This is a genomic window from Streptomyces odonnellii (assembly GCF_000981895.1).
In the GTDB taxonomy this organism is placed as follows: Bacteria; Actinomycetota; Actinomycetes; order Streptomycetales; family Streptomycetaceae; genus Streptomyces; species Streptomyces odonnellii.
Genome location: NZ_LATD01000175.1, coordinates 1 through 23,307, shown reverse-complemented (window position 1 = coordinate 23,307; position 23,307 = coordinate 1). Strand labels below are relative to the sequence as shown.

General features: G+C 71.8%; 25 protein-coding genes and 1 pseudogene. 20 read left to right on the top strand and 6 right to left on the bottom strand.

The window, feature by feature from the left end:
* The 3 genes from WH07_RS17510 to WH07_RS17500 form a co-directional block, all read right to left on the bottom strand.
* The coding region (locus WH07_RS17510; RefSeq protein ID WP_046500904.1) for an LON peptidase substrate-binding domain-containing protein at positions 1-729 on the bottom strand (729 nt) is incomplete at its 3' end.
* Between the two features lie 5 nt (positions 730-734).
* Positions 735-1,763 (bottom strand): hypothetical protein, encoded by a 1,029-nt coding sequence (locus tag WH07_RS17505; RefSeq protein WP_046500903.1) that lies wholly within the window; start codon positions 1,761-1,763, stop codon positions 735-737.
* Between the two features lie 830 nt (positions 1,764-2,593).
* Complete coding sequence (locus WH07_RS17500; RefSeq protein ID WP_046500901.1) at positions 2,594-4,195, bottom strand: hypothetical protein; 1,602 nt, start codon at positions 4,193-4,195, stop codon at positions 2,594-2,596.
* 209 nt (positions 4,196-4,404) lie between these two features.
* Here WH07_RS17500 and hisD point away from each other — a divergent pair, with 209 nt between their 5' ends.
* The 9 genes from hisD to WH07_RS17455 all read left to right on the top strand — a co-directional run bounded on the left by hisD (position 4,405) and on the right by WH07_RS17455 (position 11,463).
* On the top strand, positions 4,405-5,754 hold the full coding sequence (gene hisD, locus WH07_RS17495; RefSeq protein ID WP_046500900.1) for a histidinol dehydrogenase: 1,350 nt from the start codon (positions 4,405-4,407) through the stop codon (positions 5,752-5,754).
* Between the two features lie 5 nt (positions 5,755-5,759).
* Positions 5,760-6,872 (top strand): histidinol-phosphate transaminase, encoded by a 1,113-nt coding sequence (locus tag WH07_RS17490; RefSeq protein WP_046500911.1) that lies wholly within the window; start codon positions 5,760-5,762, stop codon positions 6,870-6,872.
* A complete protein-coding gene (gene hisB, locus WH07_RS17485) occupies positions 6,869-7,462 on the top strand; it encodes an imidazoleglycerol-phosphate dehydratase HisB (protein WP_046500899.1) in 594 nt (197 codons plus the stop codon). Before WH07_RS17490 ends, hisB begins: the two co-directional genes overlap by 4 nt.
* Entirely contained in the window at positions 7,459-7,626 is a 168-nt protein-coding gene (locus tag WH07_RS40400; RefSeq protein WP_046500898.1) for a hypothetical protein, read from the top strand. The genes hisB and WH07_RS40400 overlap by 4 nt, the downstream gene beginning before the upstream one ends.
* A complete protein-coding gene (hisH, locus tag WH07_RS17475) occupies positions 7,623-8,285 on the top strand; it encodes an imidazole glycerol phosphate synthase subunit HisH (RefSeq protein ID WP_046500896.1) in 663 nt (220 codons plus the stop codon). Before WH07_RS40400 ends, hisH begins: the two co-directional genes overlap by 4 nt.
* Before the next feature lie 18 nt (positions 8,286-8,303).
* Entirely contained in the window at positions 8,304-9,038 is a 735-nt protein-coding gene (gene priA / locus WH07_RS17470; protein WP_046500909.1) for a bifunctional 1-(5-phosphoribosyl)-5-((5-phosphoribosylamino)methylideneamino)imidazole-4-carboxamide isomerase/phosphoribosylanthranilate isomerase PriA, read from the top strand.
* Positions 9,035-9,490: a RidA family protein gene (locus tag WH07_RS17465; protein WP_079023307.1), complete on the top strand. Its 456-nt coding sequence runs from the start codon at positions 9,035-9,037 to the stop codon at positions 9,488-9,490. Before priA ends, WH07_RS17465 begins: the two co-directional genes overlap by 4 nt.
* Positions 9,487-10,242, top strand: coding sequence for an imidazole glycerol phosphate synthase subunit HisF (hisF, locus tag WH07_RS17460; protein ID WP_046500895.1), 756 nt, complete (start codon positions 9,487-9,489; stop codon positions 10,240-10,242). The genes WH07_RS17465 and hisF overlap by 4 nt, the downstream gene beginning before the upstream one ends.
* A 291-nt stretch (positions 10,243-10,533) precedes the next feature.
* Positions 10,534-11,463 (top strand): poly(ethylene terephthalate) hydrolase family protein, encoded by a 930-nt coding sequence (locus tag WH07_RS17455; RefSeq protein WP_046500894.1) that lies wholly within the window; start codon positions 10,534-10,536, stop codon positions 11,461-11,463.
* 77 nt (positions 11,464-11,540) lie between these two features.
* Here WH07_RS17455 and WH07_RS17450 read toward each other — a convergent pair whose 3' ends face one another.
* The gene (locus tag WH07_RS17450) at positions 11,541-12,173 is read right to left on the bottom strand and encodes a TIGR03085 family metal-binding protein (RefSeq protein ID WP_046500892.1); all 633 of its coding nucleotides are present in this window, start codon (positions 12,171-12,173) and stop codon (positions 11,541-11,543) included.
* Between the two features lie 83 nt (positions 12,174-12,256).
* On the opposite strand from WH07_RS17450, the gene hisI reads away from it, so the two are divergent.
* The 11 genes and pseudogenes from hisI to lgt all read left to right on the top strand — a co-directional run bounded on the left by hisI (position 12,257) and on the right by lgt (position 21,242).
* Positions 12,257-12,631: a phosphoribosyl-AMP cyclohydrolase gene (hisI, locus tag WH07_RS17445; RefSeq protein ID WP_046500891.1), complete on the top strand. Its 375-nt coding sequence runs from the start codon at positions 12,257-12,259 to the stop codon at positions 12,629-12,631.
* A 74-nt stretch (positions 12,632-12,705) separates the two neighbouring features.
* Positions 12,706-14,208: an anthranilate synthase component I gene (locus tag WH07_RS17440; protein ID WP_046500890.1), complete on the top strand. Its 1,503-nt coding sequence runs from the start codon at positions 12,706-12,708 to the stop codon at positions 14,206-14,208.
* 14 nt (positions 14,209-14,222) lie between these two features.
* Entirely contained in the window at positions 14,223-14,897 is a 675-nt protein-coding gene (locus WH07_RS17435; RefSeq protein WP_046500888.1) for a TIGR02234 family membrane protein, read from the top strand.
* A 118-nt stretch (positions 14,898-15,015) separates the two neighbouring features.
* Positions 15,016-15,261 (top strand): annotated as a pseudogene (locus tag WH07_RS41200) (HGxxPAAW family protein); the annotation flags it as partial.
* A 174-nt stretch (positions 15,262-15,435) separates the two neighbouring features.
* Positions 15,436-15,897, top strand: coding sequence for a DUF2752 domain-containing protein (locus WH07_RS17425; RefSeq protein WP_046500887.1), 462 nt, complete (start codon positions 15,436-15,438; stop codon positions 15,895-15,897).
* 127 nt (positions 15,898-16,024) lie between these two features.
* Positions 16,025-16,834, top strand: coding sequence for an indole-3-glycerol phosphate synthase TrpC (gene trpC / locus WH07_RS17420; RefSeq protein ID WP_046500885.1), 810 nt, complete (start codon positions 16,025-16,027; stop codon positions 16,832-16,834).
* A gap of 7 nt (positions 16,835-16,841) precedes the next feature.
* Complete coding sequence (gene trpM / locus WH07_RS40395; RefSeq protein ID WP_198533830.1) at positions 16,842-17,018, top strand: tryptophan biosynthesis modulator TrpM; 177 nt, start codon at positions 16,842-16,844, stop codon at positions 17,016-17,018.
* Positions 17,019-17,291: 273 nt separating this feature from the next.
* Positions 17,292-18,527: a tryptophan synthase subunit beta gene (gene trpB / locus WH07_RS17415; protein ID WP_046500883.1), complete on the top strand. Its 1,236-nt coding sequence runs from the start codon at positions 17,292-17,294 to the stop codon at positions 18,525-18,527.
* A complete protein-coding gene (gene trpA / locus WH07_RS17410) occupies positions 18,524-19,336 on the top strand; it encodes a tryptophan synthase subunit alpha (RefSeq protein ID WP_046500882.1) in 813 nt (270 codons plus the stop codon). The genes trpB and trpA overlap by 4 nt, the downstream gene beginning before the upstream one ends.
* A 76-nt stretch (positions 19,337-19,412) precedes the next feature.
* The gene (locus WH07_RS17405) at positions 19,413-20,246 is read left to right on the top strand and encodes a DsbA family protein (RefSeq protein WP_046500906.1); all 834 of its coding nucleotides are present in this window, start codon (positions 19,413-19,415) and stop codon (positions 20,244-20,246) included.
* 69 nt (positions 20,247-20,315) lie between these two features.
* Positions 20,316-21,242, top strand: coding sequence for a prolipoprotein diacylglyceryl transferase (lgt, locus tag WH07_RS17400; protein WP_046500881.1), 927 nt, complete (start codon positions 20,316-20,318; stop codon positions 21,240-21,242).
* A 141-nt stretch (positions 21,243-21,383) separates the two neighbouring features.
* Here the strand turns inward: lgt and WH07_RS17395 are convergent, their stop codons facing one another.
* The gene (locus WH07_RS17395) at positions 21,384-22,187 is read right to left on the bottom strand and encodes an HpcH/HpaI aldolase/citrate lyase family protein (RefSeq protein ID WP_106409601.1); all 804 of its coding nucleotides are present in this window, start codon (positions 22,185-22,187) and stop codon (positions 21,384-21,386) included.
* The coding region (locus tag WH07_RS17390) for a CaiB/BaiF CoA transferase family protein (protein WP_046500880.1) at positions 22,184-23,307 on the bottom strand (1,124 nt) is incomplete at its 5' end. The genes WH07_RS17390 and WH07_RS17395, both read right to left, overlap by 4 nt.

The following is a 23,307-nucleotide window of genomic DNA, read 5'->3' as shown; positions in this document are numbered from 1 at the left end:
GGGCGGGGTGTGCGTCAGCGTCACCGAGGGCAGCGAGGGGAGATGGCGGAGCACCGCCGTCTCGGCGCGCAGGAGTTTCAGCTCCTCGCGCAGCCGCGCCGCGATGTCCGGCGCCTCCAGCAGCCGCTGCTTCGCGGGGGTGCCGAGCACGACCGCAGCCGCGACCAGGTACGACACGACCGAGGGCTCGTCGGGGAGTTCGTCGCCGGTGGAGAGGGAACGTTCGCGCGCGCCCGCCAGGCGCTTCTGGTAGCTGCGGAACGCCCGCAGCACCCCCTCGGCCAGCGCCTGCGCCCCCTCGCCCGCCTCCTCGGTGAGGTCCTCCACCTCGGCCGTCAGATACGGGCCGCTCGCGTCGACCGAGAGCAGCCTGACCCGGGTGGTCCCGGTCGCCACCACTTCGAAGCTGCCGTCGGGGCGCTCCCGGATCGTCGCCGCGTCCGCGACGCACCCCACCGGGTGGAAGGCGGCGAGGGGTTCGGGGCCAAAACCGGCGGCGGGTCCCCGCTCGGGCACGGCCGTCGGGTCAGGCATCCCCGGTGCGGTCGGCGCGACTTCGTGCCCGTCACGGATGGCGACCACAACGAAGCGGCGCGGCTCGGAGTCGTCCGTCTTGAGCAGCTCGCGCATCATCGCGCGGTAGCGCTCCTCGAAGACGTTCAGCGGCAGGACGAGGCCCGGGAACAGCACCGCGTTCAGCGGGAAGAGCGGGAGGCGTGCGGTGGTCACAACGGTCAAGCGTAATGGCCGCGGGGCGGTCTCCGTCCGGGTCTGTTCCGCAAAGGCATCGCCGAGGCCACCTGGATCCGGACACGGTCGCGCGTTTCCAGGAACTGGCCCAGCGGATCGTCGGTGAAACAGGTCCACGGGAAGGACGTCGCGTACGGTCCGATCAGCCGGAACTGTTCCAGCGCCGCGCTCCAGCGCTCCCGCTCCGCCAGGACGTACGCCAGCAGATTGCGCACCTCGGCCGGCCAGGGATCGCCCGCCGCGTATTCGGCGGAGACCGTGATCGCGAGGTCCGCGGCCCTGTCGATACGGTCCGTCTGTACGGAGGTCAGCTCGCCGCCCAGCAGTTGTGTGAAGGCGGCCCGTACCGGCAGCGCGCGCACCAGGGAGCCCGGAAGCGCGTCGTACGCCGCCTGTTCGGCGAAGTCGAAGCACTCGCGGTGCGAGCCGTACCACTGGGCCGAGAGGTACTGGAGCGCCGCGACATGGCAGCCGTAGTGGTGCGAGGAGCGCCTTATGGCCTGCTCCCACAGCGACTCGAAGGCGGAGTGCGTGGCGTGTGTGCCGCGGGCGTGGTCGAGCGCGACGCGCCAGGGCACCGGATCGCGCGGATCGCCGTCGGCCGCGGCGTCGATCAGCGGGCCGGTCTCACGCAGCCGTTCCGCGCGGGCGGGCGACTCCCAGGCCCTGCGGATGGCGAGTTCGGCCTTGACGAGGAGCGCGTCGGGGTCGCGGGGCGTGGCGCGCAGCCAGGCGGTGAGCCAGGCGTCCCGGCCGTGGGCGAAGGCCGCCAGCCGCATCACATAGCGGTCGCGGTTCTCCCACTCGGCGGATTCCCGGGTGGTCGCGAGCAGCTTCGCGGCCGGTTCGTACTCGCCGAGCGCGGCGGAGACCAGCGCGGGGCCGAGGCGCTCGTCGGGCGCGTCAAGGAGCACCGCGTCGTCCGGTGGCAGCCCGGCGACGAGCTGCGGCGTGTGCCGGACCGTACGCGCGGTGCTGATCAGGGCGCGAAGCAATGACATGGTGCGGACCATTGAAAACCGCAGGTGGCGGACGCGCCAGGGGGCGGCTGTGAAGCTTTCGTATCGGGCCGGAGGGTTGTCCTGCCCGAAGTCAAGGGGAAGTAAAGAAACCCGTGCGGGCCTTTCTTTTTTTGGGGCTCGGTTCGCCTCCGGGCGCCTCAAGCCGCTGTCGACGGTCGACCGTGCTCGCGCCCCCTTTTTTTTGGGCTCGGTTCGCCTCCGGGCACCTCAAGCCCCCGTCGACGGTCGACCGTGCTCGGTCCGCTCGTACCTCGCTACCCTGTGCGCGCTCTCCCTTTCGACAGCGGCCGGCGCCCTTCGGCTCACTCGCCGGGCGGCCGTGCGGGGCCGAAGCATGTCTGTGTCCTGGGCGGCCGTGGTCGTGCCTCGGGGCCTGTGCCCGCGTGGCGGGGCCGTATGTCGAGTACAGCCTCTCTTTCGGCCGCGGCGGTGCCCTTCGGCTCACTCGCCGGGCGGCCGTGCGGGGCCGGAACATGTTCGTGTCCTGGGCGGCCGTGCTGGTACCTCGGGGCCTGTGCCCGCGTGGCGGGGCCGGATGTGGAGCGCGCTCTCCCTTTCGACAGCGGCCGGCGCCCTTCGGCTCACTCGCCGGGCGGCCGTGCTCGGCTCGGGCGCTCTCCGCCGCCAGGTCCTGTCCGGCGGATCTTCGCGGATCAGACCGCGGCGTCCGGTGGAGGGGGCCCCTCCCGTGCCGTTCAGGCCACGGGGGAGCATCGCAAGGCGGAGGATCGTCCTCGTACTGGACGTACTTGGACGATCCGACAACGCAGCGAGGTGCCGTGCCGGGCGTCGCGGGCCCGCGAAGATCTGCCGGACAGGGCCTAACCCCGGCGCAGCAAGCGCGACGCTCCCGTTGCCACCGTTGTCGCCAGGATCCAGCCCAGCAGTACCAGTGCCGCCGCCGCCCACTGCCAGCCGCCCGTCAGCAGCCAGTAGCCGTCCTGGCCGAGATTGATCACCGGGATCAGCAGATCCAGCGCGTAGAGCGCCGGATTCCACTCCGGGTGCTCCGTCGCCTTGATCGACCGCGGCGCGTGCTGCGCGAAACCGATCGTGCCCGCGCCCCACAGCACCGCCATCCACAGTGCCGCCCGGCCCGGCCGGTAGCCGTACGCCACCGTCCAGTCCTGGAGATACCCCCAGAGCTTGGCGGCCAGCGGCAGCGTCTCGCGGCGGCGCCGCTGCTTGGCGAGCAGCACCTCGCGCGCGTCCGCGTCCTCGCCGCTGTTGCGGAGCACCTGCGCCAGCCGCTCGTACGGTTCCGGAGAGTACTCGGGAGTCGCCGCCGCCACCCACTCCAACCGCCGCAGCAGCGGGAAGTGGCCGAACGGGACGAGGTTCTCGTACACGAAACCGCCCATCGCCAGCCCGCCGGGCCCCGGCCAGCTCGTCGACATGTCGACCAGCGTGACGATCTTCGCGCCGCTCAGGACGACCCTGCCCTCCTCCGGGCGCTCGCACTTGAACCGCAGTTCGGGAGTGACGATCCTGCGCAGCGACAGCTCGTCCGTCGCCGCCAGGAAGAACCGCGCCTGGTCCACATCGACCGCGTCCCCGAACCGCCCGTCGTCGAGCCGTACCCCGCCCCGGCATTCGAACGGCTGGAGCCGGGTGCCGTGCAGCGGTGTGGAGACCCGCCCGATGCCGTGCGGCGGAGTCGTCCCCGGCGCGCCGGTCTCTTCGCTGATCCACGCGCCCGTCATGTACAGCGACCGTTCCACCGTGAGCTGCGGGGCGTTGAGCGCGCGCCGCCCCGGCGCGGCGCGCAGCCTGCTCCCGCGCAGGCTCAGCGACACGCCGATCTTGGCGCCGCGCAGACTGACCTCGCCGTGTGTCTCGATCTGATCGGCCTGGAGGTCCTGCGCGACGGACATCCCGTCGGCGGTGATGGCCCTGCCGAGCCGGTCGGGCCGTACATCGATCTGGCTGATCAGCAGATCCGTACCGATCTGCGCGTCCGTCAGCCGGATGCCGCGCTCGAAGCGGCAGCGCGGCAGATGGAGATCGCCCTCGGTGTGCAGCCGGGCCGCCTCCAGCCGCGGAATCGCACAGCCCACCATCCGCAGGGTGGTGAAGTGCGATTCGGGCAGCACCACTTCGTTCTCGAAGCGGCAGTGGTTCAGCTCGACGTACGGCGCGATCGTGCCGCCCGCGAGATTCAGCGTCCCGGTGATCTGGACCCCGCGCAGCTTCAGCGCCGCGACCCGGCCGGGCAGCGCGGCGGGTCCGCTGAGCAGCAGCAGCGCGACGACCCGGGCGCGCACACTGCGCTCGGTGCCCCAGGGGCGTGGCGAGAACGGATCGTTGAGCAGCGGATCCGCGGCGCTCAGGTCGTACATGCTGCCGTTGCGGAACGACTGCCACATGCCCAGTTCCGCAGCGCTGAGCCAGTCGGGAGATTCGTCGTCCTGCGGCTCGGTCACTGCCGCCTCCGCTTCCCCTGATCGAATACAGCCTGATCGAATACAGATGGTCACAGATCAATCACAGACGGTCCCTGAATGGTCCGTACAACGGTTGTTCCCGCTCAGTGACGAGCTGAACGCTAGTGGTGCGGTGGGGCTTCCGGGACGTGTATCAGCCAGTGATACGCGCGTCCGGCGGCCTCGTCCGGTCTGCGAGAATTGACCCCGTGATCTCACGAATCGACCTGCGCGGCGACACCCTCCCCGAGGGCGGAGCCCTGCGTGATCTGCTGCCCCGAGCCGAGTTCGACGTGGAAGCCGCCCTGGAGAAGGTGCGGCCCATCTGTGAGGACGTACGCCATCGCGGCACGGCGGCCCTGATCGAGTACGCGGAGCGGTTCGACGGTGTGACGCTGGAGCGGGTACGGGTGCCCGAACAGGCGCTGGGGGCCGCGCTGGACGCGCTCGATCCGGCCGTACGGGCCGCCCTTGAGGAGTCGATCCGGCGGGCCAGGGTGGTCCACGAGGCACAGCGGCGCGGCACGACCACCACGCAGGTCGTCCCCGGCGGCACGGTCACCGAGCGGTGGGTCCCCGTCGAGCGCGTGGGCCTGTACGCGCCGGGCGGCCGGTCCGTCTACCCGTCCTCCGTGGTCATGAACGCGGTGCCGGCGCAGGTGGCGGGCGTCGAGTCCATCGCGCTGGCCTCGCCCGCCCAACGCGAGTTCGGCGGTCTGCCGCACCCGACGATCCTGGCCGCCTGCGCGCTGCTCGGTATCGACGAGGTGTACGCGGCGGGCGGCGCCACGGCCGTCGCGATGTTCGCGTACGGGACCGAGGAGTGCGCCCCGGTGAACATGGTCACCGGGCCCGGCAATGTCTGGGTCGCCGCCGCCAAGCGCTACTTCACCGGCCGGATCGGCATCGACGCCGAGGCCGGCCCCACCGAGATCGCGATCCTCGCCGACGGCACCGCCGACCCGGTGCATGTCGCCGCCGACCTGATCAGCCAGGCCGAGCACGACCCGCTGGCCGCCGCCGTCCTCGTCACCGACTCCGTCGAGCTGGCCGACGCGGTGGAGAAGGAGTTGGAGCCGCAGGTCGCCGCGACCAAGCACATCGACGACCGGGTGGTCCCCGCGCTCTCGGGCCGGCAGTCCGCCGTCGTGCTGGTCGGCTCCGTCGAGGACGGCCTGCGGGTCGTCAACGCGTACGGCGCCGAGCACCTGGAGATCCAGACCGCCGACGCGGCCGGGGTGGCCGGGCGGGTCCGCAACGCGGGCGCGGTCTTCGTCGGCCCGTACTCCCCGGTCTCGCTCGGTGACTACTGCGCGGGCTCCAACCATGTGCTGCCGACCGGCGGTTGCGCCTGCCACTCCTCGGGGCTCTCCGTCCAGTCCTTCCTGCGCGGCATCCACGTCGTGGACTACAGCGCGGACGCGCTCGCCGAGGTCGCCCACCACGTGGTCACGCTCGCGGAGGCGGAGGACCTGCCCGCGCACGGCGCGGCGGTGAAGGCACGTTTTGGCGGAGCCGAACCAGACCAGCACAGTAGCTGGCAGGTGCCCGGTAAGTGACCGACATGGCCGACTTCGGTATCGACGATCTCCCCGTACGGGACGAGCTGCGCGGCAAGTCCCCGTACGGCGCGCCCCAGCTCGACGTCCCCGTACAGCTCAACACCAACGAGAACCCCTACCCCCTGCCCGAGCCGCTCGTCGAGCGGATCGCCGAGCGCGTACGCGAGGCCGCCCGCGGGCTCAACCGCTATCCCGACCGGGACGCCGTCGAGCTGCGCACCGAGCTGGCCGCGTATCTCACCCGTACCGGAAAGCACCCGCTGACCGCCGCGAACGTCTGGGCCGCCAACGGGTCCAACGAGGTCATCCAGCAGCTCCTCCAGGCCTTCGGCGGCCCCGGCCGCACCGCGATCGGCTTCGAGCCCTCGTACTCGATGCACAGCCTCATCGCGCGCGGCACCGGCACCGGCTGGATCTCCGGGCCGCGCAACGAGGACTTCACCATCGACCTGGCGGCGGCGCGCACGGCGATCGTCGAGCACCGGCCCGATGTCGTCTTCATCACCTCGCCCAACAACCCCACGGGCACCGCGGTCGACGCCGGAACGGTCCAGGCGCTGTACGAGGCGGCCCAGGCGGGCCGGAAGACGCTGGTCGTTGTGGACGAGGCGTATGTCGAGTTCAGCCACCGTGCCTCGCTGCTGCCGCTGCTGGCGGACCGGCCGTATCTCGTCGTCTCCCGCACGATGTCCAAGGCCTTCGGCGCGGCGGGACTGCGGCTCGGCTATCTCGCCGCGCACCCCGCCGTGGTCGACGCCGTCCAGCTGGTGCGCCTGCCGTACCACCTCTCCGCCGTCACCCAGGCCACCGCGCTCGCCGCGCTGGAGCACACCGATACGCTGCTCGGGTACGTCGAGACGCTCAAGGCCGAGCGGGACCGGCTGGTGGGCGAGTTGCGGGCGATCGGATACGAGGTCACCGAATCGGACGCAAACTTCGTCCAGTTCGGCCGCTTCGAGGACTCCCACACGGCCTGGCGGCGCCTTCTCGACCGGGGCGTCCTGGTCCGTGACAACGGCGTACCGGGCCGGCTGCGGGTCACCGCGGGCACCCCGTCCGAGAACGACGCGTTCCTCGACGCGGTACGTGACCTCAAGAAGGAGCAGAGCGCATGAGCCGCATCGGCCGTGTGGAACGCAGTACGAAGGAAACCTCCGTCGTGGTCGAGATCGACCTCGACGGCACGGGCCGGGTGGATGTGGCGACCGGGGTCGGCTTCTACGACCACATGCTCGACCAGCTCGGGCGGCACGGCCTGTTCGACCTCACGGTGAAGACCGAGGGCGATCTGCACATCGACACGCACCACACCATCGAGGACACCGCCCTCGCCCTCGGCGCCGCCTTCCGGCAGGCGCTCGGCGACAAGGTCGGCATCTACCGCTTCGGCAACTGCACGGTCCCGCTGGACGAGTCGCTCGCCCAGGTGACCGTGGACCTGTCGGGGCGCCCGTACCTCGTGCACACCGAGCCCGAGAACATGGCGCCGATGATCGGCGCGTACGACACGACGATGACCCGGCACATCCTGGAGTCCTTCGTCGCCCAGGCCCAGATCGCGCTGCACGTGCACGTGCCCTACGGGCGGAACGCGCACCACATCGTGGAGTGCCAGTTCAAGGCGCTGGCGCGCGCCCTGCGGTACGCCGCCGAGCGCGACCCGCGCGCGGTCGGCATCCTTCCTTCGACCAAGGGCGCCCTATGACCGGCCTGTCGACACTTCTGATCATTGTGGGCCTGTTTCTCGCCGGCGGTGTCTACTCCTTCTCCAAGCAGAAGATGCCCAAGGGCGTGATCGTGCTGCTCGGGCTCTGCTCCGCGCTCTGCCTGATCGCCGGAGTGCTGCGTATCCAGGGGATCTGGGAATGATCGAGAACGGCAAGAAGGGCCAGCACCGTAAGAGCGTGGTCGTCTTCGACTACGGATTCGGCAATGTCCGGTCGGCGGAGCGGGCACTCGCCCGGGCCGGCGCCGAGGTCGAGATCACCCGCGACTTCGACCGCGCCATGAACGCCGACGGGCTGCTCGTCCCCGGGGTCGGCGCCTTCGCCGCCTGTATGAAGGGGCTCACCGCCGCCCGTGGCGACTGGATCATCGGCCGCAGACTCGCCGGGGGCCGTCCCGTCCTGGGTATCTGCGTCGGTATGCAGATCCTCTTCGAGCGCGGTATCGAGCACGGAGTGGAGACCGAGGGCCTCGACGAATGGCCCGGTACGGTCGCGCCGCTGGCCGCGCCGGTCGTCCCCCACATGGGGTGGAACACGGTCGAGGCCCCCGACGACAGCGAACTGTTCGCCGGGCTCGACGCCGGGGCGCGCTTCTACTTCGTCCACTCGTACGCGGTGCACGACTGGAACCTGGAGGTCACAAACCCCCGGATCCGCGCCCCCAAGGTCACCTGGTCCACCCACGGCGCCCCGTTCGTCGCCGCCGTGGAGAACGGGGCACTGTGGGCCACCCAGTTCCACCCCGAGAAGTCCGGCGACGCCGGTGCCACGCTGCTGACCAACTGGATCGGAACCCTCTGAATGTCACCCGAGGTCCTTGTGCCGAAGCTCGAACTCCTCCCCGCCGTCGATGTCCGCGACGGCCAGGCCGTACGCCTGGTGCACGGTGAGTCCGGTACGGAGACGTCCTACGGCTCCCCCCTCGAAGCCGCCCTCGCCTGGCAGCGCTCCGGCGCCGAGTGGCTGCACCTCGTCGACCTCGACGCCGCCTTCGGCACCGGCGACAACCGGGAGCTGATCGCCGGGGTCGCCGCGGCCATGGCGGACGCCGGCATCAAGGTCGAGCTCTCCGGAGGCATCCGCGACGACGCCTCCCTCGCCGCGGCCCTCGCCACCGGCTGCACCCGGGTCAACCTCGGCACGGCCGCGCTGGAGACCCCCGAGTGGGTCGCGCGGATCATCGCCGAGCACGGCGACCGGATCGCGGTCGGACTGGACGTACGGGGCACAACGCTGCGCGGCCGGGGCTGGACCAGGGACGGCGGCGACCTCTACGAGACGCTGGCCCGGCTGGACTCCGAGGGCTGCGCCCGCTATGTCGTCACCGACATCGCCAAGGACGGCACCCTCCAGGGCCCCAATCTGGAGCTGCTGAAGAACGTGTGCGCCGCGACCGACAAGCCGGTCGTCGCCTCCGGCGGAGTCTCCTCGCTGGCCGATCTGCGTGCGATCGCCTCGCTCGTACCCGTGGGCGTCGAGGGCGCGATCGTCGGAAAGGCGCTGTACGCCAAGGCGTTCACCCTGGAAGAGGCACTCGCGGCGGTGGCCGGATGACCGCCGGAGCGGACGCGGCCGACACGGGCGCTGCGGGGACGGGCGCCGCTGGCACGGGCACGGGCATCAGAAGGGTCTCGTCCGGCGGCCCCTGGGAGGAGGCCTTCGGCTACTCCCGCGCGGTCGAACTCCCCAACGGCCTGGTCCTGGTGTCCGGCTGTACGTCGGTGGTCGACGGCAGGATCGCGGAGGGCGGCCCGTACGAGCAGGCGAGGACCGCCTTCGGCGTCGCGATCAAGGCGCTGGGGGAGCTGGGTCTCGGCGTCGAGCATGTCGTCCGTACACGTATGTACATCACCCATGTCAGGGACGCCGACGAGGTGGGGCGCGCGCACAAGGACCTGTTCGGTGATGTGCGCCCGGCCGCCTCGATGGTCGTCGTCGCCGGGCTGATCGACCCGAGCCTGTTCGTCGAGGCCGAGGTCGAGGCGTACCGGGGAGGTGCCCGGTGACCCTCGCGGTACGGGTCATCCCCTGCCTGGACGTGGACAACGGCCGGGTCGTCAAGGGCGTCAACTTCCAGAATCTGCGGGACGCCGGCGACCCCGTCGAGATGGCCGAGTTGTACGACGCGGAGGGCGCCGACGAGCTGACCTTCCTCGACATCACCGCCTCGTCGGGGAACCGCGAGACGACCTACGACGTGGTGCGCCGCACCGCCGAGCAGGTCTTCATCCCGCTCACCGTCGGCGGCGGCGTCCGTACCCCCGAGGATGTCGACAAGCTGCTGCGGGCCGGCGCGGACAAGGTCGGGGTCAACACCGCGGCCATCGCACGGCCCGAACTGATCCGGGAGATCGCCGAGCGGTTCGGGCGGCAGGTGCTGGTGCTGTCAGTGGACGCGCGCCGCACCCCGTCGGGTTCGTTCGAGGTCACCACGCACGGCGGGCGCCGGGGCACCGGGCTCGACGCGGTCGAATGGGCGCACCGGGCAGCCGAGTTGGGGGCTGGGGAGATCCTGCTCAACTCGATGGACGCGGACGGTACGAAGGACGGCTACGACATCGAGATGATCGCGGCCGTGCGCCGGCATGTGAGCGTGCCGGTCATCGCGTCCGGGGGCGCGGGCCGGCTCGGTGACTTCGCGCCGGCGGTCGAGGCGGGCGCGGACGCGGTGCTCGCCGCCTCGGTCTTCCACTTCGGCGATCTGCGGATCCCGGAGGTCAAGAACGCGCTGCGGGAAGCGGGCCATCCAGTGCGCTGAGGCCGGGTGTTGACGCCGTACGGCGACGCGGGCGCCGACGGGCCCGGAGCGGGGGCCGGCCCGGTTGATTCCGGCCCGGGGTGAGCGCCGATTCGGGCCGGCCGGGCTCCGATCCGGGTCAACGCCCCCGCACCCAGCTCCGTTTGTGAGATCGGGTGAATTCCGGTGAATTCCGGTGAAGGCCGACGGCTTTCGGTGAAAACCGGTGAACTCACTGGTGCTTTTCGGGCGAATGCACCGGGACAGTGGAACCGTCGGCCGTCACGACCTCCTCACCGAGAGGGCCCCACCGTGCAGCAGCACCTCGCTCAGCCGCGTACCCCTGCCCGTATCCCTCGTATCCGCCGGATCCGTACGCTCAGAGGCTTATTCGCCGCGACCGCCGCGACCGGCGGTCTGCTCGCCGCCTCGCTCCCCGGTACGGCCGGGGCGGCGGCCAATCCGTACGAGCGCGGACCGGCCCCGACCGTCGCCAGCATCGAGGCCCCACTCGGCCACTACGCCGTCGCGCGGACCACCGTCGCGCGGTCGAGTGTCACCGGCTTCGGCGGCGGTACGGTCTACTACCCGGCCTCCACCGCGGACGGTACCTTCGGCGCGGTCGCCATCTCGCCCGGCTTCACCGGCACCCAGTCGAGCATCGCCTGGTACGGGCCCCGGCTCGCGTCGCAGGGCTTTGTCGTCTTCACCATCGACACCGTCACCGTGCTCGACCAGCCGGCCGGCCGTGGCCGTCAACTCCTGGCCGCGCTCGACTATCTGACCGGCGGCACTTCGCCGGTCAGAAACCGGATCGACCCCTCCCGGCTGGGCGTCATGGGCCACTCCATGGGCGGAGGCGGCTCGCTGGAAGCCGCCAAGAGCCGTCCGTCCCTGAAGGCGGCGATCCCGCTCACCGGCTGGAACGCGGACACCACCTGGCCCGAGGTCCGTACACCCACCCTGGTCGTCGGGGCGGACGGCGACACCATCGCGCCGGTCGCGCTGCACTCCGAGCCGTTCTACACGTCGCTGCCCGCCACACTCGACAAGGCGTATCTGGAGCTGAAGGGCGCGGTGCACCGGACGCCGATCACCCCGGACACCACGATCGCGAAATACAGCGTGTCGTGGCTGAAGCGGTTCATCGACGCGGACACCCGATACGAGCAGTTCCTGTGCCCGCTGCCCGCGCCGGGCCCGACGATCGTCGAGTACCGGGGGAACTGCCCGCACTCCTGAGGCCTTTCGGCACGGCCGTACGGCCGGCCACCGCCGTACGGCCGGCCTTCGGCACGACCGTACGACCGTACGGCCGTTCAGATCCCGAGCTTCGCCTCCTGGGCCCGCGCGATCGCGTCCTTGTCGCCGTCCAGCTCCACATCCGCGACGCTCTGCCGCCCGAACACGAACAGCACCAGCTCACCCGGCTCGCCGGTGACCGTCACCACGGGCGTGCCGCGGTGGGCCACCGCCGTCTGGCCGTCCGGGCGGCGCAGCACCAGACCCACCGGGGACTTGCGCCCCAGCATCCGGCCGCCCTTCTCCACCCGCGACCACAGCGTGTCCGCGAAGACCCGGTCCAGCTCGCGCGGCGTCCAGTCGGGCTGCGCCCGCCGGACGTCCTCCGTGTGCACATAGAACTCGATCGCGTTGGCCGCCTCGTCGATCTGCTTGATGCCGTACGGGGAGAGCCGCGGCGGCCCCGTACGGATGAGCTGGATCAGCTCCTCGTACGGCTTCGCGACATATTCGGCCTGGATGCGCTCCATCCGGCTCCTGAGCGCGGGCACCAGGACGCCGCCCGCCGCGTCGGGGCGGCGCTCGCGCACCACCACATGGGCCGCGAGGTCCCGGGCGAGCCAGCCCTCGCAGAGGGTTGGCGCGTCGGGCCCCGCCGCTTCCAACAGATCGGCGAGCAGAAGCCGTTCACGCTTGGCATGGGTCGACATGGCACCCAGCGTACGGCGGCCGGGACCCGTCCGCCCAGTGGACACCGGGCCGGCCTGCGGCGCGGGCGCGGCACAATGAACACATGAGCAGCACCGGTACCCCCGGCCCGGGCGGCGGACTCGACCCCGCCATCGCGGACCGCCTCAAGCGCACCCCCGACGGACTGCTTCCGGCCATCGCCCAGCAGTACGACACCGGCGAGGTGCTGATGCTGGGCTGGATGGACGACGAGGCCCTGCACCGCACCCTGACCACAGGACGCTGTACCTACTGGTCGCGCAGCCGCCGCGAGTACTGGGTCAAGGGCGACACCTCCGGCCATGTCCAGCACGTCAAGTCCGTCGCGCTGGACTGCGACGCGGACACCGTGCTGGTCCAGGTCGACCAGGTGGGCGCCGCCTGCCACACCGGCGCCCGCACCTGCTTTGACGCCGATGTCCTGCCGCTCGGACGCTGACCAGACCGGACCGGCCGTCCCGCCGCTCGAACGGTGACGGGACCGGCCCGTCCCACCGAGTAGGGTCAGCCGCCATGCACCTTGAGACCTTCCGCAAGCTGGCGGTGGACCGCCGAGTCATCCCCGTCAGCCGGCGTCTCCTCGCGGACGGCGACACCCCGGTCGGGCTGTACCGCAAGCTCGCCGCCGAGCGCCCCGGCACCTTCCTGCTGGAGTCCGCGGAGAACGGCCGCTCCTGGTCCCGCTACTCGTTCGTCGGCGTACGGTCCGCCGCCACGCTCACCGAGCGCGACGGCCGTACCCACTGGCTCGGCACCCCGCCTGTCGGCGTCCCCGTGGACGGTGACCCGCTCGCCGCCCTGCGCGCCACCGTGGAGACCCTGCACACCCCGCGCGACCTCTCCGCCGGCATGCCGCCCTTCACCGGGGGCATGGTCGGCTACCTCGGGTACGACATCGTCCGCAGGCTGGAGAAGATCGGCGAGCACGCCCGCGACGACCTGCGGATCCCCGAGCTGACCATGCTGCTCACCTCGGACCTCGCCGTACTGGACCACTGGGACGGCACGGTCCTGCTGATCGCCAACGCGATCAACCACAACGACCTGGACACCGGGGTGGACGAGGCGTACGCGGACGCCGTCGCCCGGCTCGACGCCATGGAGGCCGATCTCGCCGAGCCGGTGCACTCCGCGCCGGCCGCGCTGCCCGCCTCCGAGCTGCCCGAGTACACCGCGCTCTGGGGCGGTCCCGACTACCGGGCCGCCGTCGAGGACATCAAGGAGCGGATCAGGGCGGGCGAGGCCTTCCAGGTCGTCCCGTCCCAGCGGTTCGAGACCCCGGTCAGCGCGAGCGCCCTGGATGTTTACCGGGTGCTGCGGGCCACCAACCCGTCGCCGTACATGTATCTGATGCGCCTGCCCCACGCGGACGGCGGGACCTTCGACGTGGTGGGCTCCAGCCCGGAGGCCCTGGTCAAGGTCGAGGACGGACGGGCCATGGTGCATCCGATCGCCGGGACCCGCCCCAGGGGCGCCACCCCGCGGGAGGACCAGGCGCTCGCCGAGGAGCTGCTCGCCGACCCCAAGGAGCGCGCCGAGCACCTCATGCTGGTCGACCTCGGCCGCAACGACCTGGGCAGGGTCTGCGCGCCCGGCAGCGTCGAGGTGGTGGACTTCATGTCGGTCGAGCGGTACTCGCACGTCATGCACATCGTGTCCACCGTCACCGGCCGGGTCGCGCAGGGCCGTACCGCCTTCGACGTGCTGACCGCCTGCTTCCCCGCGGGCACCCTCTCCGGGGCACCGAAGCCGCGCGCCATGCAGATCATCGACGAGCTGGAGCCCACGAGGCGCGGGCTGTACGGCGGCTGCGTGGGCTATCTCGACTTCGCCGGGGACTCCGACACGGCCATCGCCATCCGTACCGCCCTGCTCAGGGACGGTACGGCCTATGTCCAGGCGGGGGCGGGCGTGGTGGCCGACTCCGACCCGGTCTCCGAGGACATCGAGTGCCGCAACAAGGCGGCGGCCGTGCTCCGGGCCGTGCATACCGCCAACCGGCTGAACACCGGGTGACACGGTAGGGGATAGTGGGGTACGTGAGTGCCGTACCCGTACCCCAGCCCCTCCCCGCCGCCCAGGCGGGCACCGCGCCAGGCCGCGGCCGACGCGCTCTCGCGGCGGCCCTGCTCCTCGGCGCCGCCGGCGCCGCGGTGGCGCTGATCGCCTCCGGTCAGATATGGGCCGAGGGCACAGCGGCCGTCGGCGGCGGTTCCGTACCGCTCGACGCCGACGGCCGTGATGTGACCGGAGTCCCCGCGGCCCTCGCCGTCGTGGGACTCGCGGCGCTCGTCGCCGTCTTCGCCGTCCGCAGCGCCGGGCGGCTGCTGGTCGCCGCCCTGCTGGCGCTGAGCGGCGCGGGAGCGGCCCTGGCCGCGTTCCTGGGCGCCTCGGACAGCGCCGCCCTGGACGAGCTGGCCGCCAGGACCACCGGCGACACCGCCGCGACGGTGGACGCCCTGAGCCATACCGCCTGGCCCTATGTGACCGCGGCCGGCGGCGTGCTGATCCTGTTCGCGGGGGTGCTGGCGGTGCTGTACGGCAGCCAGTGGCCCGCGATGTCCGGGCGGTACGAGCGGACCGGCGGCCCCGGCGCGGGAGGCCCCGGGCGCGGTCCCGGCCGGGCGTCCACGGCGGACCCCGACCGTCCCGAGGACCTGTGGAAGGCCCTGGACCGGGGCGAGGACCCGACGCGCGAGGACTGAGCCACATCGCGCGACCCCCCGCCGCCGAACGGGTGGCGCATGCGGGACAATGTCCGTCGAGCGTCGACGCACACTCCGACACACTGCACATCAGGACATCAGGAACGAGGAGCACCTCATGGCGCACAGCGGCGGCCACGGACACACCCCGGCGGCTTGGACCGGTGTCATCATCTCCTTCATCGGCTTCTGCGTCGCGGGGGTCTTCATGGTCGCGGCGAACTCGGCCGGGTTCTGGGCCGGGATCGGCGTCATCGGGCTCGGCGCGCTCGTCGGCCTGGTGATGAAGGCCGCGGGTCTGGGCACGCCCAAGGAGTCCGAGGAGCTGGTACGGGCCAGGGCGCTGGCCGCGCGGCAGCAGACCGCCCCGGCCGTGGCCGGGGCGGGCGCCGTGAAGGCCGAGCCGCAGGGCGAGCCCGAGCCCCAGACCCAGACCGCCTGACGGCCGGCCGCTCAGACGCACAGATGTTCAGACGCAGTCCGGCCGGGCCGGGCTGCGTTTTCCCTTAACAGCGGCGACAATCACCGGGTGGACGCCATGCCGACTCCCGCGCACGACCCGTCCTCCCCGCCGGTCCCGCCCGTGTTCGCACCGGCTCCCGCCCCGCTCGCGCGGCGGCTGTTCGCGCCGGTCGCCGTTCTCGGCGGGATCGCCGCGGCCTGGACCTATGTCGGCCTGGTCGATCCGAACGAAACCGGCCACTACCCGGTCTGCCCGCTGCTTCTGCTGACCGGTCTCTACTGCCCCGCCTGCGGCGGTCTGCGCAGCGCCCACGCCGTCGCGCACGGTGACCTGGCCACCGCCCTCGGCGCCAACGCGCTCGCCGTCGTCGGCTACGCGGTCTTCGCCGCGGTGTGGGCGGCCTGGGTCGTACGGGCCGCGAAGGGCCTGCCGGTACGGATCACCCTCGGGCCCCTCTGGTGGTGGGGCCTCGGGGCGCTGCTCCTGATCTTCACGGTGGTCAGGAACCTGCCCTTCGGCTCCTCGCTGGCCCCGTGAATCACCAGGTGGGGCGGGGCACGGCCAACCGGATGCGGAGCCTTCGGCCAGTTCCGGCTAGCATCGATATGGCTGATCCCGAACCTGTATCCCGACTACCGACCGACCTGGAAAGGGGGCCGCTCGCGTGAGTGTGCTCGACGAGATCATCGAAGGCGTACGCGCCGACCTCGCAGAGCGGCAGGCGCGCGTCTCCCTCGACGAGCTGAAGCGACGCGCGGCCAGGGCTCCGGAGGCCAGGGACGGGGTGGCCGCGCTGCGCGGCGACTCGGTCCAGGTCATCTGCGAGGTCAAGCGCTCCAGCCCGTCGAAGGGCGCGCTGGCCGCGATCGCCGACCCCGCAGGGCTCGCCGCGGACTACGAGGCGGGCGGCGCGGCCGTCATCTCCGTACTGACCGAGCAGCGGCGCTTCGGCGGCTCGCTGGCCGATCTGGAGGCCGTACGGGCCAGGGTCGACATCCCGGTCCTGCGCAAGGACTTCGTCGTCACCTCGTACCAGCTCTGGGAGGCGCGGGCGTACGGCGCGGACCTGGTGCTGCTGATCGTCGCCGCGCTCGACCAGCCCGCGCTGGTCTCGCTGATCGAGCGGGCCGAGTCGATCGGGCTGACCCCGCTGGTCGAGGCGCACGACGAGGAGGAGGTCGAGCGGGCCGTGGACGCGGGCGCCCGGATCATCGGCGTCAACGCGCGGGATCTGAAGACCCTGAAAGTGGACCGTGGCACATTTGAGCGGGTCGCCCCCGAGATCCCGGCCGGCATCGTGAAGATCGCCGAGTCCGGGGTGCGCGGGCCGCACGACCTGATCGCGTACGCCAACGCCGGGGCCGACGCCGTTCTGGTCGGCGAGTCCCTGGTGACCGGGCGCGACCCGAAGGCCGCGGTGGCCGACCTCGTCGCGGCGGGCGCCCACCCGGCGCTGCGGCACGGCAGGGACTGATCCCGCCGTGCACACCGCCGCCGTACCCGTACCGCACACGCCGCACGCGGCGCTGGCGCGTGGCTGCCGCCCGCGCGGGTGCCGCGCGCCGGCCCGGCGGGTGCACGGGCGGCGGGTCCGGTATGTGATCGGTGACGAGCCGGGACAGGTCAACGGCATGCGATGGCGCGGGGCCGCGCTGTAGGCGTGGCCGGGCGGGGTGCGGTGACCGCGCGTGGTGCGTGCGGTGTCGTGCCCGGGGTGCGGTGACTGTGCGTTGTGCGTGCGGTGCCGTGCCTCCGTGGCCGGTTCCTGGACTGCTGTCCTCACCGCGCTTCGCGCGAGTTGCGACGCTTTACGTCCAGGAACCGGCCACTGCGGCCCGTCCCCTCGCGTCCGTCGCCGGGTGCCGGGGTGCCTCGCCTTGGTGCGACACGGTGCTCTTTTCCCGTCTCGTTGCTTCCTGAGGAGTTCTCGCGTGTCCGCATTTTTTGTCCCCGACCCAGAGGGTCAAGTCCCCAGCGCCGAAGGGTACTTCGGTGCCTTCGGCGGCAAGTTCATTCCCGAGGCGCTGGTCGCCGCCGTCGACGAGGTCGCCGTCGAGTACGAGAAGGCCAAGGGCGACCCCGCCTTCGCCGCCGAGCTGAACGCACTGCTCGTCGACTACACGGGCCGCCCCAGCGCGCTGACCGAGGTGCCGCGGTTCGCCGGGCACGCCGGGGGCGCCCGGATCTTCCTCAAGCGTGAGGACCTCAACCACACCGGATCCCACAAGATCAACAATGTGCTCGGGCAGGCGCTGCTGACCAGGCGCATGGGCAAGACCCGGGTCATCGCCGAGACCGGCGCCGGACAGCACGGCGTTGCGACCGCCACCGCCTGCGCGCTGTTCGGGCTCGACTGCACCATCTACATGGGCGAGATCGACACCCGGCGCCAGGCCCTCAACGTCGCCAGGATGCGGATGCTCGGCGCCGAGGTCGTGCCCGTCTCGTCCGGCAGCAGGACGCTGAAGGACGCCATCAACGAGGCGTTCCGCGACTGGGTCGCCAATGTGGACCACACCCACTATCTGTTCGGCACGGTCGCCGGGCCGCACCCCTTCCCCGCGATGGTGCGCGATTTCCACCGGGTCATCGGGGTGGAGGCCAGACGCCAGCTCCTGGAGCGCGCGGGCCGGCTGCCCGACGCGGCCGTGGCGTGTGTGGGGGGCGGGTCGAACGCGATCGGGCTCTTCCACGCGTTCATCCCCGACGCGGCCGTACGGCTGGTGGGCTGCGAGCCCGCCGGGCACGGGCTCGACAGCGGTGAGCACGCCGCGACCCTGACCGCGGGCGAGCCCGGCATCCTGCACGGCTCGCGGTCGTACGTACTCCAGGACGAGGAGGGCCAGATCACCGAGCCGTACTCGATCTCGGCCGGCCTCGACTACCCGGGCATCGGCCCGGAGCACGCCTATCTCAAGGACAGCGGCCGTGGCGAGTACCGCGCGGTCACCGACGACGACGCGATGCGTGCGCTGCGGCTGCTGTCGCGCACCGAGGGCATCATCCCGGCGATCGAGAGCGCGCACGCGCTGGCCGGCGCGCTGGAGGTGGGACGGGAGCTGGGCGAGGACGGGCTGATCGTCGTCAACCTCTCCGGGCGCGGCGACAAGGACATGGACACGGCCGCCCGCTACTTCGGGCTGTACGACGGGGAGGGCACCAAGTGAGCGGGAACATCGCGCTGTTGGGCGACACGCTCGCGGCGGCGAAGTCCGAGAACCGGGCCGCGCTGATCGCCTATCTCCCGGCGGGCTTCCCGACCGTGGACGGCGGGATCGAGGCCGTGAAGGCGGTCCTGGACGGCGGCGCCGATGTGGTTGAGGTGGGGCTGCCGCACAGTGACCCCGTCCTCGACGGGCCGGTCATCCAGACCGCCGACGACATCGCGCTGCGGGGCGGGGTGAAGATCGCCGATGTGATGCGTACGGTCCGCGAGGCGTACGAGGCGACCGGCAAGCCCGTCCTGGTGATGACGTACTGGAACCCGGTCGACCGGTACGGCATCGAGCGCTTCACCGCCGAGCTGGCCGAGGCGGGCGGCGCCGGCTGCATCCTGCCCGACCTGCCCGTACAGGAGTCCGCGCGCTGGCGCGAGCACGCGGAGAAGCAGGGACTCGCGACGGTCTTCGTGGTGGCGCCCAGCAGCAAGGACGCCCGGCTGGCCGACATCACCGCGGTGGGCACCGGCTTCGTGTACGCGGCTTCGCTGATGGGGGTCACGGGTACCCGTGAGTCGGTCGGCCGGGAGGCCCGGAATCTGGTGCTGCGCACCCGCGCCACCACCGGCCTGCCGGTGTGTGTCGGGCTTGGCGTGTCCAACGCGGAGCAGGCGGCCGAGGTCGCGGGCTTCGCGGACGGTGTCATCGTCGGCTCGGCGTTCGTGAAGCGGATCCTGGACGCGCCCGACACGGCGGCCGGACTGGTGGCCGTACGGGAGCTGGCGGCCGAGCTGGCCGAGGGCGTTCGCAAGCGCTGACGGGTCGCCTCACCCGTACGGGTGGACCTGGGACCGGGGAGGTGCGGAGGCGCCTCCCCGGTTCGTTGCTGTGGGCGTGAGCGAGAAGAACCGTGAGGCAAAGCGGAGCGCGAGAGAGCGGCTCCAGCAGGAACGTGCGGCGGACCGGGTGCGGGAGAAGCGGCGGCGCACCCTGGTCATGTCCGTGGCGGTCGTCGGGGTGCTCGGCGCGGTCGGGGTGATCGGTGTGGTCGCCGCCGAGGTCGGCAAGGACAGGAGCGACAGCGCGGGGCAGCCGGCGAGCGCGCCCTCGGGGGCCGTGGGCAAGGGCGGTCTCGCGATCCCGGTGGGATCGCCCGACGCGCCGTCCACGCTCACGGTCTGGGAGGACTTCCGCTGCCCGGCGTGCGCCCAGTTCGAGAACGGGTTCCGGGACACGATCCATGAGCTGGAGCGGGCGGGACAGCTCAAGGTCGAGTACCACCTCGCCACGATCATCGACGGCAACATGGGCGGCAGCGGCTCGCTGCGCGCGGCCAACGCGGCGGCGTGCGCCCAGGACGTCGGCAAGTTCTCCCCGTACCACGATGTGCTGTACCGGAACCAGCCGCTGGAGACGGACGACGCCTTCGCCAAGAACAGCCATCTGCTGGATCTGGCGCGCAAGGTCGAGGGGCTGGAGTCCGCGCCCGGGTTCCGCCAGTGCGTGGAGAAGGGCGAGCACGACGACTGGGTGAAGAAGTCCGCGGCGGCGTTCCGCACGGGCGGCTTCTCCGGGACGCCGGCGGTCCTGCTGAATGGTGAGTCGGTGCTGCCGAAGAAGGGCTCGGAGAACCTCACTCCGGACAACCTGAAGAAGTGGGTCGAGGAGGCCAACAAGGGGAAGAAGCCGGCGGCGCCCTCGGCACCCGCCTCCTCACCCGGCGTGTGACCTCGTTATCCAGAAGTTGCCGGGCGGGTTGCCTCAGATCCCGCCCGGCACTGTACGGTCGGTTCTGCCATGGACTTCGCCTACATTCCCAGCCCGTCGACCGGAGTGCTCCACCTCGGACCACTTCCGCTGCGCGGCTATGCGTTCTGCATCATCATCGGTGTCTTCGTCGCGGTCTGGTACGGCGGCAAGCGCTGGGTCGCCCGGGGCGGCAAGCCCGGCACCGTGGCCGACATCGCCGTCTGGGCGGTGCCCTTCGGCCTGGTCGGCGGGCGGCTCTACCATGTGATCACCGACTACCAGCTCTACTTCAGTGACGGTGAGGACTGGGTCGACGCCTTCAAGATCTGGGAGGGCGGCCTCGGTATCTGGGGCGCGATCGCGCTGGGCGCGGTCGGCGCCTGGATCGGCTGCCGCCGCCGGGGCATCCCGCTTCCCGCGTACGCCGACGCCATCGCGCCCGCCATCGCCATCGCGCAGGCGATAGGGCGCTGGGGCAACTGGTTCAACCAGGAGCTGTACGGCAAGCGGACGGATGTGCCGTGGGCGCTGGAGATCTCCGCCGGCACCAACCGCGAGGCGGGTCTGTACCACCCGACGTTCCTGTACGAATCGCTGTGGTGCATCGGTGTCGCGCTGCTGGTCATCTGGGCCGACCGCCGGTTCAAGCTCGGGCACGGGCGGGCGTTCGCCCTGTACGTCGCGGCGTACTGCGCGGGCCGCGCCTGGATCGAGTACATGCGGGTCGACGAGGCGCACCACTTCCTGGGCCTCCGGCTGAACGTCTGGACCGCGGCCGTCGTCTTCGTATGCGCGGTCCTCTACTTCGTCGTGTCGTCGCGGGTACGCCCCGGGCGCGAGGAAGTGGTGGAGCCGGAGCGGGACGCGTCGGCGCGGAAGCCGAAGGACGACGAAGCCGAGGCGCAGGCGGAGGACGCGGCTTCCGAGGGCGCTGTGACCGCCGCCCCTGGCGCCGAGCCGGCCGACAAGACCTGACCGGCGCTGACCGGCGCGAAGCTGACCGGTCGCGTAGCAGACGGCCACGCCTGTCCTCATCGCCGGACGGGCCGGCTGTGTTCTGTCCTCATCGCCGGACTGGCTGCTGTGTTCTGTCCTCAATCGCCGGACGGGCTCATTTCAGCTCGTCCGGCGACTGAGGACAAGGGACAGCGTCCGCCTCGCCGCCGCCACGATCGCCGCGTCGACGAAGCGGCCGTCGGGCAGCGCGTGCGCCCCCGCCTCCGCGGCCGCCGCCTCGATGATCTCCTCGGCCTCCGCCACCTCCCTCGGTGTCGGCAGATAGGCCCGTTCGATCACCGCGAGCTGACGCGGATGGATCGCCGCCCGGCCCAGCATCCCCAGCGTCCGGCCATGGCGGCACGAGGCCGCCAGGCCGTCCATGTCGCGGACATCGGGGAACACCGACTGGACCGGCGGTGCCAGACCCGCCGCGCGGGCCGCGACCACGGCCCGGCTGCGCGACCAGTCGAGCCCGGAGTCGTCCCGTACCCCCAGATCCGCGCGGAGATCCGCCTCGCCGAGGGCGATGCCCCGTACCGCCGGGTGCGCGCAGGCGATGGCGTGGGCGTGCTCCAATGCGAGCGCCGATTCGAGCAGGGCGTACAGCGCGACATCCGGCGCGCGGGCCGCGATCCGGTGGATGTCGGAGGGGTGCGTGACCTTCGGGAGACGCAGCCCGGTCAGCCCCGCCAGGCCCACCAGCCACGCGAGATCGTGCTCGTCGGTGATCCGTACATGCACCGGGACCGGATGCGGCGAGGACAGGAAGTCGGCGACGGCGTCCCGCGCGTACGGCTTGCGGTCGGGAGCCACCGCGTCCTCCAGGTCCACGATCACCACATCCGCACCGCAGGACAGCGCCTTCGCCATCACCTCCGGGCGGTCCCCGGGCACGTACAGCCAGGTCAGAGCGGTGTTCACAGCGCGCCGTCCGAGCGGAGCGCGGCGATCTCGGCCGGGGACAGACCCAGCTCGGTGAGGACCGCCCCGGTGTCCGCGCCATGCGGGCGGCCCGCCCAGCGGACGGCGCCCGGGGTCTCGGAGAGCCGGAAGAGGACGTTCTGCATCCGCAGCGGCCCCAGCTCCGGATCGGGGACCTCGGTGACGGTGTCCAGCGCCCGGTACTGCGGATCGTCCATGATGTCCCGGATGTCATAGACCGGCGCGACCGCGGCCTCGGCCTTCTCGAACGCGGCCATCACCTCGGCCCGGGTGTGCCGCGCGATCCAGCCCCCGACCGCCTCGTCGAGTACGTCGGCGTGTGCGGCGCGGCCGCTTCCGGTGGTGAACCAGGGCTCGTCGATCAGCTCGGGGCGGCCCACCAGCCGCATCACCCGCTCCGCGACCGACTGCGCGGAGGTGGAGACGGCCAGCCAGGAGCCGTCGGCGGCGCGATAGGTGTTGCGCGGGGCGTTGTTGCCCGAGCGGTTGCCCGTACGGGGCTGGACCAGGCCGAGCTGGTCGTACCAGAGCGGTTGCGGCCCCAGCACGGTCAGGATCGGCTCGATGATCGCCAGATCGACCACCTGGCCGCGGCCCGTCAGCGCCCGCCCGCTGAGGGCCGTCATCACCGCGTACGCCGTGGCCACTGCGGCGATCGAGTCGGCGAGGCCGAAGGGCGGCAGGGTCGGGGGTCCCTCCGGTTCGCCCGTCATGGCGGCGAAGCCGCTCATCGCCTCGGCGAGGGTGCCGAATCCCGGGCGGTGGGAGTACGGGCCGAACTGGCCGAAGGCCGTCACCCTGGCCAGTACCAGCCGGGGGTTGGCCACGGAGAGCTCGGGCCAGCCGAGGCCCCATTTCTCCAGGGTCCCGGGCCGGAAGTTCTCGATGATCACATCCGCCCGCCCGGCCAGCCGGAGCAGCAGATCGCGTCCGCCGGGGGTGGAGAGATCGAGGGTGACGGCGCGCTTGTTGCGGCCGAGGAGTTTCCACCACAGGCCCACCCCGTCCTTGGCGGGGCCGTGTCCGCGCGAGGGGTCGGGGCGGGCCGGGTGCTCGATCTTGATCACATCGGCGCCGAAGTCACCGAGCAGGGTGGCGG

Excerpts from the sequence above, each read along its gene's own strand:
- WH07_RS17425 (WP_046500887.1), top strand. The coding sequence starts at position 15,436 with ATGCCGACTCCCGCGCACGACCCGTCCTCCCCGCCGGTCCCGCCCGTG.
- WH07_RS40400 (WP_046500898.1), top strand. The coding sequence starts at position 7,459 with ATGACCGGCCTGTCGACACTTCTGATCATTGTGGGCCTGTTTCTCGCC.
- hisI (WP_046500891.1), top strand. The coding sequence starts at position 12,257 with ATGAGCAGCACCGGTACCCCCGGCCCGGGCGGCGGACTCGACCCCGCC.
- WH07_RS17450 (WP_046500892.1), bottom strand. The coding sequence starts at position 12,173 with ATGTCGACCCATGCCAAGCGTGAACGGCTTCTGCTCGCCGATCTGTTG.
- lgt (WP_046500881.1), top strand. The coding sequence starts at position 20,316 with ATGGACTTCGCCTACATTCCCAGCCCGTCGACCGGAGTGCTCCACCTC.
- WH07_RS17465 (WP_079023307.1), top strand. The coding sequence starts at position 9,035 with ATGACCGCCGGAGCGGACGCGGCCGACACGGGCGCTGCGGGGACGGGC.
- WH07_RS17490 (WP_046500911.1), top strand. The coding sequence starts at position 5,760 with ATGGCCGACTTCGGTATCGACGATCTCCCCGTACGGGACGAGCTGCGC.
- WH07_RS17440 (WP_046500890.1), top strand. The coding sequence starts at position 12,706 with ATGCACCTTGAGACCTTCCGCAAGCTGGCGGTGGACCGCCGAGTCATC.
- hisH (WP_046500896.1), top strand. The coding sequence starts at position 7,623 with ATGATCGAGAACGGCAAGAAGGGCCAGCACCGTAAGAGCGTGGTCGTC.
- hisB (WP_046500899.1), top strand. The coding sequence starts at position 6,869 with ATGAGCCGCATCGGCCGTGTGGAACGCAGTACGAAGGAAACCTCCGTC.
- WH07_RS17505 (WP_046500903.1), bottom strand. The coding sequence starts at position 1,763 with ATGGTCCGCACCATGTCATTGCTTCGCGCCCTGATCAGCACCGCGCGT.